Source organism: Acinetobacter sp. ANC 5378 (genome assembly GCF_013004315.1).
In the GTDB taxonomy this organism is placed as follows: domain Bacteria; phylum Pseudomonadota; class Gammaproteobacteria; order Pseudomonadales; family Moraxellaceae; genus Acinetobacter.
This window is the reverse complement of the sequence record NZ_JABERK010000023.1, coordinates 110,214-131,114: the sequence shown is the minus strand read 5'-3', so window position 1 is coordinate 131,114 and position 20,901 is coordinate 110,214. Positions and strand designations below refer to the sequence as shown.

Below are 20,901 nucleotides of genomic sequence, written 5' to 3'. Positions count from 1 at the left end.
GAGAAGGAATATGAATACATCTGCATTGATCATGATGATTTTCTCCATTGTTTTATTATGGGGTGGTCTGGTACTGTCTGTAATTCATCTGGCAAAAAATCCGGAAGAACCAGAAGACTAACAATCTTCAAATAAACTGATTGTTGTTGTAAACGAAAGTCATTATCATTTATGATGATGGCTTTTTTGTTTCTGAAATGGAGCATGACATCCTTAGCCCTCAGTTTCGTGATCTTTAATTTGTCTGTTAAAAAACATAGACACAAAAAAGGTGGCTCAAAAGCCACCTTTTTTGATTTGCATCTCGGTTATGTCATTATGCAGTTTTCTGGATACGGCAATAGAAGAAACCATCGCCATGACCCACTTGTGGCAGCAACTGGCGACCGTGAATTTGTTCAATTCCCCAATCAGCATCAATTTTTTGTTCTTGCGCATCGGCGTGATTAGCGAAGAAATCGACCATTTGCTGTTCATTTTCAGCTTTTAAAATCGAGCAGGTGATGTACAGCAAGGTGCCACCGACTTTCAGCTGTTGCCACATATTTTCAAGAATCTGTTTTTGCAACTGAACAGTTTTGGCAATATCACCCGACTGACGCAATAAACGAATGTCTGGATGGCGACGGATCACCCCAATCGCGGAACAAGGCGCGTCCAGTACGATGCAATCTGCAAGCTCAGGCGCAGTCCATTTCACTGCATCGGCAGTGATAATTTCAACGTGTTTGCCATCGAGAACCAGACGTTCCAGGTTTTCAGACACACGTTTTAAGCGTTTTTCGTCTTGGTCGAGTGCAATCAGTTTTTTCGGCTGATATTTCTCTAAAAGATGCGCCGTTTTACCACCGGGTGCTGCACAGGCATCAATGACAAATTTGCCATCCAGATTAGGTACTAAGCTTGCACAAAGCTGAGCGTGTTCATCTTGTACCGAAAAACCGCCGGCTTCAAAACCTGGCAGGCTCGGCACATGAATACTTTCATCCAGTACAATACCAACATCCGAAAGTTCACAACGATGTGCATCGATGCCTTCATCTTCCAGAATGTCGAGGTATTCTTCGCGGCTGACCTGGCGGGTATTGACACGTAAAGTCAGTGGCGCAACCTGTTTAAGCTCATAGCTGATTTCAGCCAGTTGCTCGCCCCAGTCCTTTTTCAAACGTTTTGATAACCAGCTTGGCAAATTTGATGCCTGTTCCAGGACATCGTAGAACTGCTCGGTTTCACGCGTTGCACGGCGTAAAATGGCATTCACCACGCCACTTAAACTTTCCATGCCCAGTTGTTTGCTGGCTTCTACCGTTTCAGAAATTGCAGCATGTGCAGCCACACGGGTACATAGCAATTGATATAAACCGACATATAAACAGGTTTCAACCACTGCATTTTGAAGCGGTACAGAAAGCAGCGGTAAAGTCACCTGTTTCAATGCGTGCCACTGGCGTAGACAACCAAGAACCAGTTCGTGATACAATGCGCGGTCTTTATCTGACACGATATTCATGTGTTGATTTAACACCGATGCCAGTGATTGACCATTTTGGACAGCCAATAACGTTTTAACAACCTGAGCACGTAAGTTTAAAGTCTTACCAGAGGCGTGGGGAGATTGTCTCATTATAAAATTTGTCCGATATTCAGTTTTTGAGTTTGTAAAATTTGTACGGCATTCAGCGGTTTGCCACCCGGCCATTGTAAAGCAGTTAGCGTGATTACAGTGTTATTTGCGCAGGCAACATGTACACCGTGTTTATCAATCGCAATGATTTCACCCACTTGGGCATTTTCTGCAGTGGCATTGGATAACTGGGAATTCCATACCCGTAAGTTGTTTTGCTCATCAAGTACGATAAATGCCACGGGCCACGGATTAAAAGCACGAATATTACGGTCGATTTGTACCGCATCGATTGACCAGTCAATTTGAGCTTCAGCTTTTGACAATTTGTGCGCATAGACAGTTAAAGCTTCATCTTGAACTTCACGCGTATCTAAATAGTGTTGCAGTTTTTCTTCTGACTCTAAAACAGCGGCAATCGCGGTTGCACCTTGAATGGCCAATTTGTCATGCAAAGTGGCTGAAGTATCTGTGGCTTCAATTGGGCAGATGGTTTTATACATCATGTCACCGGTGTCCAGACCTGCGGCCATTTTCATAATGGTCACGCCTGTTTCGCGATCACCTGTGGCAATGGCACGTTGAATCGGTGCTGCACCGCGCCAGCGTGGCAATAAAGAGCCATGAATATTTAAACAACCATATTTAGGCGTGTCTAAAACCACTTGTGGCAAGATCAAGCCATACGCTGCTACCACCATAATGTCCGCACCCAAGGCAGCCAATTCCTGTTGCGCAGCCAGACCTTCTTCAGTCGATGATTTGAAATGTAGCGGTTGATAAACCGGAATGTTGTGTTCTAAAGCCAATTGTTTGACGGCGGATGCGTGAAGTTTTTGCCCGCGACCTGCTTTGCGGTCAGGTTGGGTATAAACAGCCACAATTTCATGGTCGGTTTTTAACAGCGCGTTTAAAGCGACAGCTGCAAATTCTGGGGTACCCGCAAAGATGATTTTCACACATGAAATTCCAAATAAACTTAACTTATTATAAGGCAAAACCAGAGCCAGACCTAAGGTCGTGTACATGAACTCACAAGCTACTGAAACTAAGATACTTATCGAAGATTTTTGAAGCTGGATCTTTATTTAAGATGGGTTAGTAATAAAATAAAGTAATGCAAAATTAAAAAATTATTCATGAAAGTTTTGTATTTAATTCAGTGCTATGGCGTTATATTAGCTTTCAGTATCAGTTTATTTTATATGAATCGTCGAAAGATCCATAGATTTCTCTCATAAAAGATCATGCTTTTGAGACTTTGCTTAACCGCAAGCTGTAGTAAGATAGGTCTATATTTCGACTGATTTAGCGTTATATATCAGTATCATTCAGCCAGAGTGAATCCTAGAATTCATTTCGAGCACAAACTTTGTTGGAAATACACAATGCCTGACTATCGTTCAAAAACATCGACACACGGAAGAAATATGGCTGGCGCACGTGGCTTATGGCGTGCAACCGGCATGAAAGATGAAGATTTTGGTAAACCGATTATTGCGGTGGTCAACTCTTTCACGCAGTTTGTACCGGGTCATGTGCATCTGAAAGACTTAGGTCAGCTTGTGGCACGTCAAATTGAAGCGTCAGGCGGTGTAGCCAAAGAATTCAATACCATTGCCGTGGATGACGGGATCGCGATGGGTCATGACGGCATGCTGTATTCATTGCCTTCACGTGACCTGATTGCGGACTCAGTGGAATATATGGTCAGCGCGCACTGTGCGGATGCCATGGTGTGTATTTCCAACTGTGACAAAATCACTCCGGGGATGTTGATGGCAGCAATGCGCCTGAACATTCCAGTGGTATTCGTTTCTGGCGGTCCAATGGAAGCCGGTAAAGTCAAAATCCGTGGCAATGAAAAAGCCATCGATTTGATTGACGCAATGATTGTTGCTGCAGATGACAGCTTTAGCGATGAAGAAGTTGCAGAATACGAACGTTCGGCGTGTCCAACTTGTGGTTCATGTTCAGGCATGTTCACAGCCAACTCAATGAACTGTTTGACTGAAGCTTTAGGTTTATCTTTACCGGGTAATGGTTCAACACTTGCAACCCACGCCAACCGTAAAAAGCTTTTTGAGCGTGCCGGTCAACTGATTGTTGAGATTACTAAACGTCATTATGAACAAGACGATTACAGCGTTCTTCCACGTTCAATTGCCACCAAAGCATCGTATGAAAATGCTATGACTTTGGATATCGCGATGGGTGGTTCAACCAATACCGTACTTCACTTGTTGGCTGCTGCAAATGAAGCAGGTGTTGACTTTACCATGGACGACATCGATCGTTTATCTCGTAAAGTGCCGGTACTGTGTAAAGTAGCGCCTGCAAAACAAGACGTGCATATGGAAGACGTACATCGCGCCGGCGGTATTATGTCGATTCTTGGAGAGCTTGACCGCGCAGGTCTGTTAATCACCGATGTTCCAACGGTTCATGAAAAAACCTTAAAAGACGCTTTGGATAAATGGGACATCATCCGTACTGAAGATCCGGAAGTATATCAATTCTTCCGTTCAGCACCGGGCGGTGTACCGACGCAAACAGCATTCTCGCAAGATCGCTACTATCAAACTTTAGATGGCAATCGTGAAACGGGTGTGATCCGTAATGCAGAACACGCCTTCTCGAAAGACGGTGGTTTGGCTGTACTTTACGGCAACATCGCGCTGGATGGCTGTATCGTAAAAACTGCCGGTGTAGATGAATCTATTTTGAAATTCAATGGTACAGCACGTGTCTTTGAAAGTCAGGATGCCGCTGTAGATGCAGTATTAGGTGGTGTAGTTAAAGCCGGTGATGTAGTTGTCATCCGCTACGAAGGTCCACGTGGTGGTCCGGGTATGCAGGAAATGTTGTATCCAACCAGTTACCTAAAATCGAAAGGTTTAGGTAAAGAATGTGCCTTATTGACTGACGGTCGTTTCTCTGGTGGTTCATCAGGTCTTTCAATTGGTCACGTGTCGCCAGAAGCGGCTGAAGGCGGTGCAATTGGTTTGGTTGAAGATGGCGACTTGATTGAAATTGATATTCCAAACCGTACTATTCACTTGGCAGTGGACGAAGCAACCATGGCTGCGCGTCGTGAAGTGCAAGAAGCGAAAGGCTGGCATCCCGTTGAAGAGCGTCCACGTAAAATTTCGAAAGCATTAAAAGCGTATGCGATGCATACCACAAGTGCGGCGAAAGGCGCGGTACGTGAAATTTAATTTGTAGTTTTTACAGGTTGAAAAAAGCACTCCAGATGGGGTGCTTTTTTTATTTGAGATTTATAGGTTCAGCACGACGGAGTCTTAAAGGAAATTTTTTAATTGCAGTTTATAACCTTCGGTTTTACCTACTTTTGTTTCGACAAAAGTAGGTAAAACCATTTTCATCTGAAAAACTCGTCCGAAACTAGCATTTTTTACTTATATCGCAGAAACAGTAAATATTAATTGTAGTCCTGCCTCGGACAGTTGCAGATGACTTTGGCATGTATCCAAATGTTAGAGAAACAGCTGAAAGCTGTATTGCACAGTTTTAATTCTATACAATGACCTTAAAATAAATTGCTACAGACTGAAGCTTAAAATCGGTCATCGCCAAGGAACACAATAATGAGTAAAGAAAATATCCGAGAACATTCGGCACCAGTTTATGAAGGGATTGAAAATGCACCTGCACGTTCCATGATGCGTGCTACAGGTTTTAAAGATGCAGACTTTAGCCGTCCATTTATTGGTATTGCTTCGACTTGGGCCAATGTCACGCCATGTAATATGCATATTGATGGGCTGGCACGTGAAGTGGAAAAAGGGGTCAATGCTGCAAATGGTAAAGGCATTATCTTCAATACCATTACCATTTCTGACGGGATCTCCAATGGTACCGAAGGCATGAAATACTCACTGGTTTCGCGTGAAATTATTGCCGATTCGATTGAAGCGGTTGTCGGCTGTCAGGCATATGATGGTGTAATTGCGATTGGTGGCTGCGACAAAAACATGCCGGGTTGCATCATGGGACTTGCACGTTTAAACCGTCCGGGTTTGTTCATTTACGGTGGAACGATTAAACCGGGCGCAGGTCATACCGACATGATTTCGGTATTTGAAGCCGTGGGTCAGCATGCCAAAGGCGAGATCAACGAAATTCAAGTTAAACAGATTGAAGAAGTAGCACTGCCTGGGCCGGGCTCTTGTGGGGGGATGTACACTGCAAACTCGATGGCATCTGCGATTGAAGCACTTGGCATGAGCTTACCCGGTTCATCTGCACAGGAAGCTGTTTCAGAAGAGAAAAAAATTGACTGTCTGCGTGCCGGTGAAGCGGTGCTGAACTTGCTGCGTCTGGACATCAAGCCACGTGACATCATGACCAAAGCGGCATTTGAAAACTCCATTAAAGTGCTGATTGCCCTCGGGGGGTCAACCAATGGAGTGCTGCATTTATTGGCCATGGCCCATACCGCAGGGGTGGAACTGTCACTGGATGATTTCGTGCGTATCGGGAAGGATATTCCAGTGGTGGCAGATGTGCGTCCTTCTGGAAAATATTTAATGTCTGAACTGATTGCGATTGGCGGTATTCAGCCTTTAATGAAACGTATGCTCAATGCCGGTATGCTCGATGGTTCCTGCTTGACCGTGACTGGTAAAACCTTGGCTGAAAACCTGGCGGATGTTGAAGATTATCCTGAAGGTCAGCAAATCATCTTGCCATTTGATGCGCCGATCAAAAAAGACTCTCACTTAGTAGTCTTAAAAGGCAACTTGTCACCAACCGGTGCAGTGGCAAAAATCACCGGTAAGGAAGGTCTGTATTTCGAAGGTCCGGCACGGGTATTTGAAGGTGAAATCGGTGCCATGCGCGGGATCTTGGATGGTGAAGTTCAAGAAGGCGAAGTGGTGGTGATTCGTGGTGAAGGGCCGAAAGGTGGTCCGGGGATGCCAGAAATGCTCAAACCCACCTCAGCCATTATTGGTAAAGGGTTAGGAAAATCAGTCGCACTACTCACAGATGGTCGTTTCTCTGGTGGTAGCCATGGTTTTGTGATTGGTCATGTAACCCCTGAAGCCTATGAAGGCGGTCCGATTGGTTTGGTCAAAAATGGCGACAAAATTTCCATTAATGCTGAAACCCGAGAAATGACCTTGCATATTTCCGATGAAGAAATGGCAGCACGTCAAGCGGCTTGGGTGAAGCCAAAACCCAATTACACCTACGGTGCTTTGGCGAAGTTTGCTAAATTGACCACCGGGGCTGAAAAAGGGGCAGTTACCGATTTAAATTTAGATGTATAATTGATCATTCCCTAACAAATTGTTATAAACCCTTGTAGCACTACAAGGGTTTTTTTTCGAGGCTTATCTCATGTCACTGTTGCGCCGTTGGTTTGATCCACTTCGATCGCGTTGGTTTTACCAAAAGCCGACTCGTAAAGTGGTGTTATCTACGGAACAGGGTTTAAGTATCCATTTACGTCTGGATGATGTGTACAGTTATTTGGCTGTACAGCAGTTACCTGAGCTTGAAGAAATTTTGAGTGATCAACTCAAACCTTTAAAAGTCATTATTTCCAGCCGAACGGCAGAACCCCCCAATAATATGTCTGCAATTGAGTGGCAAAATTACTGCTTAAACGATGCCAAAATCCTATCTAAACAGCATCGCTTTAGTTTCCATGAAACCCCCGAACAACCACCCCTTGATGCCATAAAACAAGCAGAAACCATCCTTCGCAATACCCCATTACGCGGTCAAGATTTTCTCTATTTACTCGAAGATGTATTCCACATGCTGTGGCAAAAACAGTATGGAAAATTACGTACATTGCATGCCATGGCCAGCCGCCATCATAGCGCTCAAGAGTTTCCAGAACGTATTTTTAACGATGACGAAGTTCTTGCCAGCTATTTTGAGTTTGGTGAGCGTAAATACCATGCAGTCGATGATTTGCTTCGCCTGATGCGCCGTTTAAAACAACAAAAATTGCTGACCGGAAATCCCATCTTTCTGATTAATCATATTGATTGGTGTGAACATTTAATTAGTGATGCGGAAGAACTGAATGAAATTCAGGCGCTAGACCCTGAACTGGATTTGTATATTGCGCTGGAAGATCCGATCTCTTGGTTGTTGTTGGCCTATATTAAAGAAGAACTGGCCAACTTTTATAATATTCACCTGAATGTCTATCCGCTTTCTTATCATGGACGCGATCTATTTGACTGGGGGCTGGCGACGCGTCTTTCAAAACGCACAGAAGTGACATTTACCCCGTTTTGCCGTCCCACACAGCAAGCCACTTTTGAGATGGCGAAACTGTTTTATAGTGTGCCTGAAGAGCAGCGTGTTGAAGCGATGTATCGCATTTTGCAGGCGGTATGGACCCAAGGCAAGGACATGTCATTTAAATCACATTTCGATCAGATGCAGCGTGATTTAGAGATCGATGAATTAACTAGTGAAGATATCACTGCCAAACTGAAAGAAAATGACATACTCTGTGAAATGAAATCACAGCCTGATTTTCCAGTACTTGAACTTCACATTGATGGTCAAAGTTATGTGTTTAATAGCTTGTATCGGGTCTGGATGATTGAAAGTATTTTTAGTAATGTTTTAGAAGACCAATATAAAAGTGAAAATGATGATAGAAAAGATGAAGAAAGAAAAATGTGAGTCTTTAGAACAAGTCCGTGAAAAGATTGATGCCATTGATACTGCACTGATTGAAATGATTGCAACACGTCAATTTTATGTTGACCAATCGGTACGCTTTAAACGTACTGTGCAGGATGTGCAGTCACCGGAACGGGTTGAGCAGGTGATTAACAAAGTGCGTGCACAAGCGGTTGAATTGGGAACCGATCCGGATTTGGTTGAACACTTATATAGAGAAATGATTCAGCGTTTTATTCAACGCGAGTTGAAAGAAATTAGACCCTAATTTGATTGAGTCTAATGTCCAACATGCTATAAAAAAGACACCTTAAAAGGTGTCTATTCGAACTGTGCTGTCTATCTATTACACAAGTCGGTAATAGGTATAGTTCACTTGATCATTTTTATAAACTGCATGACTGTTTTGGCGGAAATCAGAAACCCATTGGCGGCCTGTATAGGCAGCAATATGACCATAAACATGCTTTTGGGTTCTATGAATAATATAAATATCGCCTTCTTTAGGATTATTAAAAGAGGGATTGATTTTTTTATAGCCAATTGTCTGGAGAGTATTTCCCCAATCTGCAGCTGCCACCGGATGGTTCACAATTCTGGCACCGGCTGACTGTAGTGCAATACGAATGCTTCGTGCACATTTTTTAGTACTGGTGGCTGACGACATACTATGTAATTTTTGCGTGAATTTACGCACATCAAGATAGGGGATGCCTGTATTCTTCTGTGGATTTTTGGCTCTTAAACCTGCTTGATTATCTTGATATTTCTGGGAGATCACTGCAGTGTTCTGGCTTGCAGCATTAATCATATTGCTATGATGTGCATCATAAATCATTCTTAAATCTCTACCTTATCTTCAATTGCTTTTAGAAAAAAATAGACAGCATTTTTCAGAACTGAAATACCAATATTTTTTTCCTTAAAGTTATTTAAACGATATGTTATTACATAGCGTCTTCTCATCGGAAGTGCGTACTTTAACCAGTTTATGATCAAAAATCCACCCGATTTGTTACTCAACAAAGCAGATGTGATGGTGTAGTACCTAAAGTTGAAGATATAAAAACCAAAAGAGGAGAAGGGATAATTTATAAATCAGATATTTAAGGACAACTTACAAATATATTATTTGTTAGATGAATTTTTATGTAATTATGTAATTAACTGATCGATTATTAATCAATTCTTAACATTTTGTCATATTTATAGTCCATATTTTTAACATTCCAGTATCAAAAAAGTCCAGATGCATGTGCAGTGTCATCTAAGTGGAATTCAGTTCATCATACTAAAATTTTCTGAGTAGCCGACATAAAAAAAGCAGCCTTGCGGCTGCCTAAAAATGTGTATTTATATTTATGATTTATCGCCCAAGCTAAAGAACCAGTTGAGGATTAATGCCGCAAATGTAGCGGTACCAATACCACCCAGGTTAAAGCTACCGAATTGCAGCGCAAAGTCACCTGTCCCTAAAATAATGGTCACCGCAGCTACCATCAGGTTTTTGTTTTTAGAGAAATCGACTTTGTTTTCAATCCAGATTTTCGCACCGGCAATGGTGATTAAACCGAATACCACAATTGATGCACCGGTTAAAATTGCAGTCGGAATAGTGTGAATAATGGCACCAAACTTAGGAGATAAACCTAAGAACACTGCAAATACACCGGCAAACACAAAGATGATGGTTGAATAGACACGCGTCACCGCCATTACACCAATGTTTTCACCATAAGTGGTCATGCCCGGAGCGCCGACACCACCCGATAGCGTCGTCGCAATGCCATCTGCCACAAAGGCTTTACCAATATGCGGATCCAGGTTTTCACCGGTCATGGCACCGACTGCTTTAATATGACCTAGGTTTTCAGCCACTAAAATCAAGGCAATTGGAGCAATGATCAGCATGGCATTGAAGTCAAAGACCGGAGAGTGGAAGGTTGGTACACCAAACCAGGCTGCCTGTTGAATCGGAGCGAAGTTAATCGCTGTACCGTAGCCCATCACATTGGAAACAATATAATAAGTCAGGTAAGCCAGCAACAAACCGATCAGTAACAACAGACGTTGCAACAACCCTTTGGTGAATACCGCAATTGAACCCATACACATTACGGTTACCAGCGACATCCACATGTTAAAGTTATTGCCCGCCACGCCTTTTACCGTAACCGGAGCAAGGTTTAAACCAATGATCATGACTACAGCACCGGTGACCACTGGAGGCATCAGTTTTTCAATCCAGTTGGTGCCGGTTGCCATGACAATAAAACCAAAAATGGCATACAGCACACCACAGGCCATAATACCGCCTGCGGCTAAAGCGAGATTGGCATTGGGTGCACCTGTACCTGAAGCGGCATAACCTGTTGCGGCAATCACCACTCCAATAAAGGCAAAACTTGAACCTAAATAACTCGGTACACGACCACCTGTAATCAGGAAAAACAGAATGGTACAAATACCCGACATTAAAATTGCCAGATTCGGATCAAAACCCATCAAAAAAGGGGCAAGAACCGTTGCACCAAACATGGCAAAAGCATGTTGCACACCTAAGACTACACTTTGAGCAGGAGGGAGATACTCATTGGTACCGACTGGACGTGCATCGATTTGACCTGAATAAGGACGCCATTTGGGAAACCAGCTGGACATAAAATGAGCACTCAAAAGATAAATTGTGCACATCATACTCTTGTTTTTTAGAAGATTTAATCTCTTTAACAATATTTTTGTTCAAATTAATGTACTGACTTTTCTTGTTTTTTTACCGTATGGTAAAAGTTTTGTTATTGGAAAATTAATGCTAAATCAGCGCATTAATAGAGTAATAGAGCCAGTCCATTATTCATAACTAATACTTATTTTACTTATAAACAATATGATATTTCCTGCTAATTGCTGAGCAATAAAAAAGCACATCCTGAAGATGTGCTTTGCTGTGCAGATAAAATACTTAACCGGTATTACGTAAACCTGCGGCAATTCCGGCAATACTGACCATCAAAGCATGATCGACCGGGGTATGTTCGGCCTGACATTCCGCTAAATAGCGACGACGGCGTTTCATCAGTTCGGCCTGTAATAAATGCAGCGGTAGTAAATACGGTTTACGCACTTTCATGGATTGATCCAGTACCTCGTTACTGCTGAGCAGTTGCGATTCACCTTTTAAAGCCAACAAAGTTTGTACCGCATCTTTTAAACGTTGACGCAGCTGTTCGCCCAATATTTTTAAATCTTCATCATCGGTTAAATGCGATTCGTAATATAAGGCCACATGACTGTCTGCTTTAGAGAGCACCATTTCCAGCATATCAATCAGGGTCTGGAAATAAGGCCATTGCTGCAACATCTCATCCAGCAGGTCTTTTTGCCCTTGATCAATCACCTGATTAATCGCGGCGCCTGTACCTAACCATGCAGGCAGCATCAAGCGAATTTGGGTCCATGCAAACACCCACGGAATGGCACGTAAGGATTCTATGCCACCGCTAACTTTGCGTTTCGCAGGGCGTGACCCCAAAGGTAACATTTGTAATTCAAGTTCTGGGGTAACGGTACGCAGATATTTCACAAAATGTGGATTTTCACGCACCGTTTCACGATAGACCTGTACTGATAAATCGGTCATGCTGTGCATTAACTGACGCCATTCATCTTTCGGCACTGGCGGTGGCAACAAGGTGGCTTCTAAAGTAGCTGCGGTATAAATCTCCAAATTTTGTAGCGCAATGCCTTCCAGACCAAATTTAAACCGGATCATCTCACCTTGTTCGGTAACCCGAATCGCACCCGAAATAGAACCCGGTGGTTGTGAAAATAGCGCTTGCTGGGTCGGTGCACCACCACGGCTGATTGAACCACCGCGACCATGAAAGAGTGTGAGTTGCACCGCATGCTTTTGTGCAACTGCAGTTAGTTCTTCCTGCGCACGGTATTGCGCCCAGTTGGCCGACATAAATCCGGCATCTTTAGCGGAATCCGAATAGCCAATCATCACCTCATGTTTGCCCTGAATATGCTGTTTGTACCAATGCATATTGAACAGGGTGTTCATGGTGTCGGCTGCGCCGTCCAAGTCTTTGAGCGTTTCAAATAATGGAACTACACGTAAGGGCTGTTTAATACCGGCTTCTTTCTGTAGCAGTAACACCGCGAGTACATCACTCGGATATTCAGCCATCGAGATAATATAAGCGCCTAAACTTTCTGCAGGCTGTTCTGCCAAGGTGCGCATGGTGGCAAACACTTCTTGCACATCCGGATGTTCAATCAGGCTTTGTTCAGGTTCATTCAGATGTTTTGGCAGCAATGGACGTTTGCTTTGTAATTCCTGCAACAAAAAGTTTTGACGTGCCTGTTCGGTCCAGGTTTCAAAATTGCCCAAGCCTAAATATTCGGTAATCGCGGAAATGGCTTGGCGATGACGCCCAGATTCCTGACGAATATCCAGTTTGAGCAGTTCAATGCCAAAGCAGTTCACGCGATGGATAAAATCGAGCAGTTTGCCATTGGCAATTTCAGGCAAGTTGCAGGTAATCAGTGAGCGGTAGCAAAGTAGCAATGGCTGTAATAATTCATCTTTGCTTTTAATCACCAAACTGTCATCGGCCTCTTGTCCTTGCAGCTTTTGTGCCAGCCAGTGACGGGTCGCTTTTAAACGTTCACGAGTATCTCGCAAATATTCACGGTACGGTTCGGGATGTGGATGTCCGAGTGCCTGCATCAGTTCATCGCTTGCATTTTGAATCGACAGTTCCCAGCGCAGGTCTTCAATATCACGCAAGTATAAATCCGCCGCTTTCCAGCGCGATAACCACAGCACTTCTTGGGTAATGTTATGCGTGACATTCGGGTTGCCATCGCGGTCACCGCCCATCCACGAAGCAAAACGAACCGGTGCAACATTTAAAGGTAAACGCTGACCGCAGTGGTCTTCAACCATTTCATCCAGTTCGCGAATGAACTTGGGAATTGCATTCCACAGCGTCTGTTCAATGGTGGTAAAGCCCCATTTCGCTTCATCAATCGGAGTGGGGCGATGCTGACGGATTTCATCGGTTTGCCAGGCTGAACAAATCAGTTGTTTGAGTTCTTCGAGGACTGCTTTGCGTTCACGCGGCGTGAGTTTTTGTTGATCTGCCTTGAATAGGCAATCATTAATATCGTCATATTTTTGAATCAGGGTACGACGGCTGACTTCAGTCGGATGTGCCGTGAGCACCAATTCAATTTTTAGTTCACAGATTTGCTTGAATAAGGTGTCTGATGAAATTTCATGGTCTTTAAATTTTTGGAACAGATGATCCAGTGGATTCGGTGAAGGTGCATGTTCATCAAACTCACTCTTACGACGATTACGCACTACATTGTACTGTTCGGCGATATTGGCAAAGTTCAGAAAGTGGGTAAATGCACGCGTCAGAGGAAGAATTTCCTCATCTTCCAGACTTAAAAAAAGTTGTTCGAGTTGTTTTTCTGCTTCAACCTGACCATCACGTGCACCTTTAGATAGCGCACGAATTTGCTCAACCTGATTAAACAAATCTTGACCTGCATGTTCCTTGAGGGTCTCTCCCAGTAAGTTCCCAAGTAAGCGTACGTCCTCACGCAGTGGAGCATCAATTTGTTGAATCATTTTTTTCATTCTCCTAGGCTTCTGTTCTGAATATACCCCGATTCGATGACATTCCAAGTAGGGGGCAGACAAAAGTATGTAATCTGTTGCTGCTAAAACTCGCAATTAATCTGTCAGTTAAGCTTTTAGGAAAATGAAAGCTGATTTTTTAAATAATCGTTTTAAATGTGTTTTTGATATTTCAGCATAAATAATTCAATACTGTTCAGAATAATCTGCTGCTTTTCTTCAGCAGTCGGAACATCCCGAACACCGAGCAGGACTTCATGATGGCGCATGCCAAACAACAAAGACACGATCAGCATGGTCAGCGTTTTTAATTCTTCAGCTTGAATAAAACCCAGATCAATTGCTTGTTGAAAGAAGTTTTCCCACACTGCATTCATGCGCAGGTGCGAAGCCTCATAAAACTTTTGTGCCAATGGATTTTGTGCAGCCGCCAGTTCCACCAATAACCGTTCCAGTTTAATGGCTTCAGGCAAGTTGGTGATATTGAGCGCCAGCTCGCAGGCATGCACGAATGCATGATGAAAATCACTGTCTGCCTGCAAATTCAGTGGACGTGCGCTGATCAGTTCTTCGCAGGTCACTGCAATCGCGCAGACAAATAAATTGGCTTTATCTTGAAAGTGATTATAGACCGTCAGTTTGGTCACACCTGCTTCTTGCGCAATCTGATTCATACTGGAACCATGATATCCACATTTTAAAAATAGATTTTTTGCCGCATTTAAAATTTGCTGACGTTTTTCCAAGTCCTTCGGGCGACCCACATTTATTTGCACAATTTTTCCAAAAAAATCAAAAAGGTCATTGCTTTGACCGATGAGTTTTAATTAATGTACCAGTAAGTATATTAATTAAAAAATAGACAATTTAAGATACTCGTTATTTTGCCCTAAAAAACATTTTTAAATAAGAGCGAATTTCATGAGCATAATTAAGACCGCAGTTGCTAGCATGATCATCGTTTGCAGTGTGACCTTATGGGGATGCAGCACGGATGCAACCGAAACAGAACACGTCCCCTTTGTGATGGTGACTCAACCGAATAGCACGCATAACGAGCAAAAAAGTTATGCTGGTGATGTACAGGCACGCCAACAAACGGCTTTGGCATTCCGGGTTGGGGGGCAAATCATTGAACGTTATGTCGATGTCGGTGATCAGGTCAAAGTGGGTCAGGTACTGGCCAAACTGGATGTGAAAGATGCGCAGCTACAACTGAATGCGGCTAATGCTCAACTGGAAAGTGCACAATCTGCAGCAAAAAATGCCGAAGATGAACTGAAACGCTTTAAGCAGTTACTTCCAATGAATGCGGTCAGCCGTTCACAATATGATGCGGTGGAAAACCAATATAAAGCGGCGATGTCAGGCTTAAAACAGGCACAATCCAATTATGACGTCAGCCGTAACCAAACCGGTTATAACCAGTTGGTGGCGAATAAAAATGGCGTGATTACTGCACGTAATATTGAAGTGGGACAGGTGGTCGCTGCAGGACAAGCAGCCTATCAAATGGCGATTGCCGGTGATCGTGAAGTAGTGATTGGGGTTCCTGAACAGGCCATTTCCGAGATTAAAGTGGGTCAAACTGCATGGGTGATCTTGTGGTCTAAACCAGAAGATAAATTTGCAGCCTATGTTCGTGAAATTTCACCCGCAGCCGATCAGTCCCGTACCTTTAGCGTCAAAGTTGCATTACGTGAAGGCAATGCTGCAATTCAACTGGGGCAAAGTGCTCGGGTATTTTTTAACAACACCCAAAACAATGTATTAAGCGTGCCTTTATCCAGTGTTTCTGCCAATGATCAGCATGCCTATGTTTGGGTGGTGAAACCTGACCAGACCATTCAGAAAGTCTTTGTGACTTTAGGTGCTTATGGTCGTGACAGCGTACCGGTATTGTCCGGCTTGAATCCGCAAGATTATGTGGTGATTGGCGGGGTACATTTATTGCGTGAAAAACAAAAAATCCAGCCGATTGACCGTGAAAACCGTGCCGTGAAAATTCAGGCAGGGACCGCATCATGAAGCAAGACCTGAATTCTGGATCGCGTTATAACCTGTCTGAATGGGCACTGAAAAATAAAGGCTTGATCCTTTATTTTATGCTGCTGTTGGGTATAGTCGGTATCGTTTCCTATTCCAAACTGGCGCAAAGTGAAGATCCCCCTTTTACCTTTAAAGTGATGGTGATTCAAACCTATTGGCCGGGTGCAACCGCTGAAGAGGTTTCCTTACAGGTCACCGACCGTATTGAAAAAGAACTGATGAGCACGGGCAAGTATGAGCGCATCATGGCCTTTTCACGTCCGGGCGAATCGATGGTGACTTTTGTTGCCAAAGACTCGTTGCGCTCCAATCAGATTCCAGATGTGTGGTATCAGGTCCGTAAAAAAGTCGGGGATATCAAACAGCAATTACCCAGTGGCGTACAAGGTCCATTTTTTAACGATGAATTTGGCGATACCTTCGGCAATATTTATGTCCTCACCGGCAAAGATTTTGACTATGGTGTATTGAAAGAATATGCCGACCGCTTGCAACTACAATTGCAACGCGTCAAAGATGTCGGCAAGGTCAATTTGGTCGGCTTGCAAGACCAGAAAATCTGGATTGAACTCTCCAATACCAAAGCAACTCAACTCGGTATTCCGGTCACGGCTATTCAACAAGCCCTGCAACAACAAAATACCGTGGCCAGTGCCGGGTTCTTTGAAACGGGAACCGACCGTATTCAGATGCGGGTCAGTGGTCAGCTACAAAGTGTTGAAGAATTAAAACAGATGCCACTTCTGGTGGCAGGCAAAACCATTCAATTGGGTGATGTCGCAGAAGTCTATCGTGGCTTTAGTGAGCCGGCTCAACCGCGTATGCGTTTTATGGGTGAAAACGGGATTGGCATTGCGGTCTCAATGCGTAAGGGTGGAGATATTCTGGCTTTGGGTGAAAACCTCGAAACCGAATTTTCCCGTTTACAAAAGTCTTTGCCTTTAGGCATGCAGCTGCAAAAGGTTTCCGATCAACCGGTGGCAGTGAAACACAGTGTCAATGAGTTCATGAAGGTGTTGGCTGAGGCGGTGATTATCGTTTTACTGGTCAGCTTCTTCTCACTCGGCTTCCGTACCGGACTGGTGGTGGCATTTTCCATTCCCTTGGTACTGGCGATGACCTTTGCCGGGATGAATTTATTCGATGTCGGACTGCATAAAATTTCATTGGGTGCCTTGATTTTAGCCCTCGGTTTATTGGTTGATGATGCCATTATCGCGGTCGAGATGATGGCAATTAAAATGGAGCAGGGCTATAGCCGGCTTGAGGCCGCAGGCTTTACCTGGAAGACCACCGCTTTCCCCATGCTGACCGGAACCTTAATTACCGCAGCAGGTTTCTTGCCGATTGCCACAGCAGCATCCAGTACCGGTGAATACACCCGTTCCATTTTCCAGGTGGTGACCATTGCCCTGATTGTGTCATGGTTTGCCGCGGTGCTTTTTGTACCGTATTTGGGTGATAAACTTCTCCCCGATTTTGCAAACTTGCCACAAAAAGCGCCGTGGTATCAGCGTCTTTGGGCGCGTCTACGCAAGCAACCTGAACCGCAACCGCTACAGCATCATGCCGGTGAACATCATGATCCATATCAAACCAAGTTTTATCAAAAGTTTAGAACTTGGGTGAATAGGTGCCTGACCTATCGTAAAACGGTGATTGCAGCGACGGTGGGTATTTTCATATTGTCGGTTCTGATGTTTAAACTGGTGCCGCAACAGTTCTTTCCACCCTCAAATCGTGCCGAAATTTTGGTGGATTTAAAACTGGAAGAAGGGGCATCGCTCACAGCCACAGAAAATGCGGTGAAGAAAGTCGAGAAATTCTTGTCGACCAAACAAGGTATCGACAATTATGTGGCTTATGTCGGCACGGGTTCAACCCGCTTCTACTTGCCGCTGGATCAGCAATTGCCACAAGCCAGTTTTGCTCAGTTTGTGGTCTTGGCTTCCTCTCTGGATGATCGCAATGAAATTCGCAAATCTTTAGATCAGGAAATTCGTAAATTGTTGCCGGATGTGCGTACCCGGGTATCTTTGCTGGAAAATGGTCCGCCAGTGGGTTATCCATTACAGTACCGTGTTTCTGGCGAAGACCTGAATCTGGTCCGTCAGTGGGCACATAAAGTTTCGGCCGTCATTGCAGAGAATCCGAATAGCACCAATGTCCATCTGGACTGGGGTGAGCCAAGTAAGGTTATTCATCTGAATATTGACCAGGATCGTGCCCGTCAAATGGGGGTATCGAGCTTGGATTTAACCAATTTCTTAAACAGTTCAGTGAGTGGTGCTACCATTAATCAATATCGTGAAAAACGTGAGTTGATTGAAATTCGTCTGCGTGGTGATCAGGCTGAACGGATTAATGTTGAGGCATTGTCCAGTCTGGCGGTACCCACTGCAAATGGTGTTTCTGTGCCGCTGGCGCAAATTGCAAAAATTGAATATAACTTTGAAGATGGTCTGATCTGGCATCGTAACCGTTTGCCGACCATTACCGTACGTGCCGATATTCGCAGCAAATTACAGCCGGCAACCGTGGTCGGTGAACTGGCTGAAAAAATGGATCAACTGCGTGCAGAACTGCCAAGTGGTTACTTGGTTGAAGTGGGTGGAACCGTGGAAGAGTCGGCACGCGGACAAAACTCGGTAAATGCCGGTATGCCATTTTTCTTGGCGGTGGTGATGACGTTATTGATGATTCAGCTCAAGAGCATGTCACGTGCATTCATTGTCTTGTTAACCGCACCTTTGGGTTTGATCGGAGTGGTGTTATTCCTGTTATTGTTCAATAAACCTTTTGGTTTTGTGGCGATGTTAGGCACGATTGCACTTTCGGGCATGATCATGCGAAATTCTTTAATTTTGATTGATCAGATTGAACAGGATATTCAGGAAGGACATGATCCATGGTCGGCGATTGTTGATGCAACCACGCGCCGTTGTCGTCCGATTGTGTTGACGGCATTGGCTGCGGTACTGGCAATGATTCCTCTATCTCGCAGTATTTTCTTTGGTCCGATGGCGGTTGCCATTATGGGCGGATTGATCGTTGCAACCCTGTTAACCTTGTTCTTCTTGCCTGCATTGTATGCACAATGCTTTAAAGTGAAAAAAAATAAGCAAAGTACATAATTATTTGACAAGAATCAGGTGCGAAATATTGAAAATTTCAATATAGTAGCACCTAATATTTGTATATATTTCTATAAAGCAATTTACTGCATATTAAAAAACTAAACGTGTAGTAAATGGGGTTAAAAAGCACATGAAGCAAGATAACTTAAGCCGACTTCGCCGTTCCATTGCGACTTCTTATGTCTTCATGTTTTTTGCTTTATTTACTGTGATTAGTGGCATATTTGCTTACTGGTATGCGCGCAAAGTCACACAAGTGGATGAGGTTGAAGTATGGCTTGAAGCTCAAGCGCTTTGGGTGATGCGAAATATTGTGATCTATTCTATTTTGGTGTTATTTGCTGCACTTTGGTTTATTCCGCTGATTTTCTTTTATTGGGATAGCGCACTTTGGGTAACCGGTTGTACGGTTGCTGGTGTAGTATTTACGATTATTGCCTTTTTGTTTCTGCTTAATGCTTGGCTTAAAGGCATCTCTCGATTTTTAAAAAATAAAGCCGTTTTCTAAGCTGGCTAAATTTTTTTCCATCATTCCCCTTGTAAAATTTGGATTGACCCCCAATTTCAGTCCACAGTTAAGCATTAAATCAAATTCCGTGAGGAGCATCGCCAGACATGGCTAAACGTGATTATTATGAGGTTTTGGGCGTCGCTAAAACCGCTAGTGATGATGAAATTAAAAAAGCCTACCGTAAGTTGGCGATGAAATATCATCCGGACCGCAATCCAGACAACCCTGAAGCTGAAGATAAATTTAAAGAAGCTGCTGAAGCTTATGAAATTTTATCCGATGGTGAAAAACGCAGCATGTATGACCGTATGGGGCACAATGCCTTTGAAGGTGGTATGGGCGGCGGTGGCGGCTTTGGTGGTGGTTTCAATGCAGAAGATATCTTTAGCCAGTTTGGCGATATCTTTGGTGGCGCTTTTGGTGGCGGTGGTCGTCAACAACAACGCGCACGTCGTGGATCTGACCTTCGCTACGTGATGGAATTGACTCTTGAAGAAGCGGTCAAGGGCGTGAAAAAAACCATTACTTTTACCGCACCTGCACCTTGTGATGCGTGTGATGGCAAAGGTTCAAAAAATCCGAAAGATGTTGAAACCTGTAAAACCTGTCATGGTGCTGGTCAAGTACGTATGCAACAGGGATTCTTCTCTGTTCAACAAACCTGTAGCACCTGTCGTGGTCAAGGTACCATCATTAAGAATCCATGTAATAAATGTCATGGTTCTGGTGTATCAGATCGTCAACAGACGCTGGAAGTTACCATTCCTGCAGGCGTGGACAATGGCGACCGCGTACGTTTAACCGGCAAGGGTGAAGCGATTCGTGATGGTCAGTCAGGCGATTTATACGTTGAAGTTGTGGTTCGTGAACACGAAATCTTCCAACGTGATGGTGCAGATCTGTATATGGATGTGCCTGTCAGCATTGCTGATGCCGCGTTGGGTAAAGAAATTCAAATTCCAACCCTCGATGGCCGTGTAAGTTTGAAAATTCCTGAGGGAACTCAAACCGGTAAAATGTTCCGCTTACGTGGTAAAGGGGTTAAACCGGTACGTACCAGTATGCAAGGCGATTTACTCTGCCGCGTCGTGATAGAAACACCGGTGAATTTGACTGCTCGTCAACGTGAGTTGTTAAAAGAATTGCAAGAAACGATGGATGGTGAGGACAGCAAATCATCTCCAAAGAAAAAATCGTTCTTCGGTCTGTTTGATTAATTTCAGACACAGTTTGAAAAAAGGGGGGAATA

At 43.9% G+C, this 20,901-nt stretch carries 15 protein-coding genes; 9 read left to right on the top strand and 6 right to left on the bottom strand.

Features of this window, described 5'->3' with window-relative positions; all coding sequences use genetic code 11:
* The first annotated feature begins 10 nt into the window (after positions 1-10).
* Positions 11-121 carry a methionine/alanine import family NSS transporter small subunit gene (locus tag HLH16_RS06895; protein ID WP_004814066.1) on the top strand — a complete coding sequence of 37 codons (111 nt, stop codon included), beginning with the start codon at positions 11-13 and terminating at the stop codon, positions 119-121.
* A 195-nt stretch (positions 122-316) separates the two neighbouring features.
* Here HLH16_RS06895 and rsmB read toward each other — a convergent pair whose 3' ends face one another.
* Both rsmB and fmt read right to left on the bottom strand, forming a co-directional pair.
* Entirely contained in the window at positions 317-1,624 is a 1,308-nt protein-coding gene (gene rsmB / locus HLH16_RS06890; RefSeq protein ID WP_171528784.1) for a 16S rRNA (cytosine(967)-C(5))-methyltransferase RsmB, read from the bottom strand.
* Entirely contained in the window at positions 1,624-2,583 is a 960-nt protein-coding gene (gene fmt, locus HLH16_RS06885; RefSeq protein ID WP_171528797.1) for a methionyl-tRNA formyltransferase, read from the bottom strand. The genes rsmB and fmt overlap by 1 nt, the downstream gene beginning before the upstream one ends.
* 429 nt (positions 2,584-3,012) lie before the next feature.
* On the opposite strand from fmt, the gene ilvD (HLH16_RS06880) reads away from it, so the two are divergent.
* The 4 genes from ilvD (HLH16_RS06880) to HLH16_RS06865 all read left to right on the top strand — a co-directional run bounded on the left by ilvD (HLH16_RS06880) (position 3,013) and on the right by HLH16_RS06865 (position 8,567).
* Entirely contained in the window at positions 3,013-4,842 is a 1,830-nt protein-coding gene (gene ilvD, locus HLH16_RS06880; RefSeq protein ID WP_171528783.1) for a dihydroxy-acid dehydratase, read from the top strand.
* Between the two features lie 390 nt (positions 4,843-5,232).
* Positions 5,233-6,918 carry a dihydroxy-acid dehydratase gene (gene ilvD, locus HLH16_RS06875; protein WP_171528782.1) on the top strand — a complete coding sequence of 562 codons (1,686 nt, stop codon included), beginning with the start codon at positions 5,233-5,235 and terminating at the stop codon, positions 6,916-6,918.
* A gap of 70 nt (positions 6,919-6,988) precedes the next feature.
* Positions 6,989-8,299 (top strand): hypothetical protein, encoded by a 1,311-nt coding sequence (locus HLH16_RS06870; RefSeq protein ID WP_171528781.1) that lies wholly within the window; start codon positions 6,989-6,991, stop codon positions 8,297-8,299.
* A complete protein-coding gene (locus HLH16_RS06865) occupies positions 8,280-8,567 on the top strand; it encodes a chorismate mutase (protein WP_171528780.1) in 288 nt (95 codons plus the stop codon). The genes HLH16_RS06870 and HLH16_RS06865 overlap by 20 nt, the downstream gene beginning before the upstream one ends.
* Positions 8,568-8,645: 78 nt before the next feature.
* Here HLH16_RS06865 and HLH16_RS06860 read toward each other — a convergent pair whose 3' ends face one another.
* From HLH16_RS06860 to HLH16_RS06845, 4 genes are all read right to left on the bottom strand, one after another.
* Positions 8,646-9,137 (bottom strand): peptidoglycan amidohydrolase family protein, encoded by a 492-nt coding sequence (locus HLH16_RS06860; protein ID WP_171528779.1) that lies wholly within the window; start codon positions 9,135-9,137, stop codon positions 8,646-8,648.
* Between the two features lie 521 nt (positions 9,138-9,658).
* Complete coding sequence (locus tag HLH16_RS06855; protein ID WP_171528778.1) at positions 9,659-10,960, bottom strand: solute carrier family 23 protein; 1,302 nt, start codon at positions 10,958-10,960, stop codon at positions 9,659-9,661.
* 301 nt (positions 10,961-11,261) lie between these two features.
* Positions 11,262-13,946, bottom strand: coding sequence for a phosphoenolpyruvate carboxylase (gene ppc, locus HLH16_RS06850; RefSeq protein ID WP_171528777.1), 2,685 nt, complete (start codon positions 13,944-13,946; stop codon positions 11,262-11,264).
* A 161-nt stretch (positions 13,947-14,107) separates the two neighbouring features.
* Positions 14,108-14,731, bottom strand: coding sequence for a TetR/AcrR family transcriptional regulator (locus HLH16_RS06845; RefSeq protein ID WP_171528776.1), 624 nt, complete (start codon positions 14,729-14,731; stop codon positions 14,108-14,110).
* A 145-nt stretch (positions 14,732-14,876) separates the two neighbouring features.
* Between HLH16_RS06845 and HLH16_RS06840 the strand changes: the two genes are divergently transcribed.
* The 4 genes from HLH16_RS06840 to dnaJ all read left to right on the top strand — a co-directional run bounded on the left by HLH16_RS06840 (position 14,877) and on the right by dnaJ (position 20,869).
* Positions 14,877-15,983 carry an efflux RND transporter periplasmic adaptor subunit gene (locus tag HLH16_RS06840; RefSeq protein ID WP_171528775.1) on the top strand — a complete coding sequence of 369 codons (1,107 nt, stop codon included), beginning with the start codon at positions 14,877-14,879 and terminating at the stop codon, positions 15,981-15,983.
* On the top strand, positions 15,980-19,138 hold the full coding sequence (locus HLH16_RS06835) for an efflux RND transporter permease subunit (protein WP_171528774.1): 3,159 nt from the start codon (positions 15,980-15,982) through the stop codon (positions 19,136-19,138). Before HLH16_RS06840 ends, HLH16_RS06835 begins: the two co-directional genes overlap by 4 nt.
* A 133-nt stretch (positions 19,139-19,271) precedes the next feature.
* Positions 19,272-19,649 (top strand): hypothetical protein, encoded by a 378-nt coding sequence (locus HLH16_RS06830; protein WP_171528773.1) that lies wholly within the window; start codon positions 19,272-19,274, stop codon positions 19,647-19,649.
* A gap of 107 nt (positions 19,650-19,756) precedes the next feature.
* On the top strand, positions 19,757-20,869 hold the full coding sequence (dnaJ, locus tag HLH16_RS06825) for a molecular chaperone DnaJ (protein WP_067725695.1): 1,113 nt from the start codon (positions 19,757-19,759) through the stop codon (positions 20,867-20,869).
* Positions 20,870-20,901: the final 32 nt, after the last annotated feature.

Bases quoted from the DNA above. Each gene is read 5' to 3' on its own strand.
- HLH16_RS06895 (WP_004814066.1), top strand. From the start codon at position 11: ATGAATACATCTGCATTGATCATGATGATTTTCTCCATTGTTTTATTA.
- rsmB (WP_171528784.1), bottom strand. From the start codon at position 1,624: ATGAGACAATCTCCCCACGCCTCTGGTAAGACTTTAAACTTACGTGCT.
- ilvD (WP_171528783.1), top strand. From the start codon at position 3,013: ATGCCTGACTATCGTTCAAAAACATCGACACACGGAAGAAATATGGCT.
- ilvD (WP_171528782.1), top strand. From the start codon at position 5,233: ATGAGTAAAGAAAATATCCGAGAACATTCGGCACCAGTTTATGAAGGG.
- HLH16_RS06870 (WP_171528781.1), top strand. From the start codon at position 6,989: ATGTCACTGTTGCGCCGTTGGTTTGATCCACTTCGATCGCGTTGGTTT.
- HLH16_RS06865 (WP_171528780.1), top strand. From the start codon at position 8,280: ATGAAGAAAGAAAAATGTGAGTCTTTAGAACAAGTCCGTGAAAAGATT.
- HLH16_RS06860 (WP_171528779.1), bottom strand. From the start codon at position 9,137: ATGATTTATGATGCACATCATAGCAATATGATTAATGCTGCAAGCCAG.
- HLH16_RS06855 (WP_171528778.1), bottom strand. From the start codon at position 10,960: ATGTCCAGCTGGTTTCCCAAATGGCGTCCTTATTCAGGTCAAATCGAT.
- ppc (WP_171528777.1), bottom strand. From the start codon at position 13,946: ATGATTCAACAAATTGATGCTCCACTGCGTGAGGACGTACGCTTACTT.
- HLH16_RS06840 (WP_171528775.1), top strand. From the start codon at position 14,877: ATGAGCATAATTAAGACCGCAGTTGCTAGCATGATCATCGTTTGCAGT.
- HLH16_RS06835 (WP_171528774.1), top strand. From the start codon at position 15,980: ATGAAGCAAGACCTGAATTCTGGATCGCGTTATAACCTGTCTGAATGG.
- HLH16_RS06830 (WP_171528773.1), top strand. From the start codon at position 19,272: ATGAAGCAAGATAACTTAAGCCGACTTCGCCGTTCCATTGCGACTTCT.
- dnaJ (WP_067725695.1), top strand. From the start codon at position 19,757: ATGGCTAAACGTGATTATTATGAGGTTTTGGGCGTCGCTAAAACCGCT.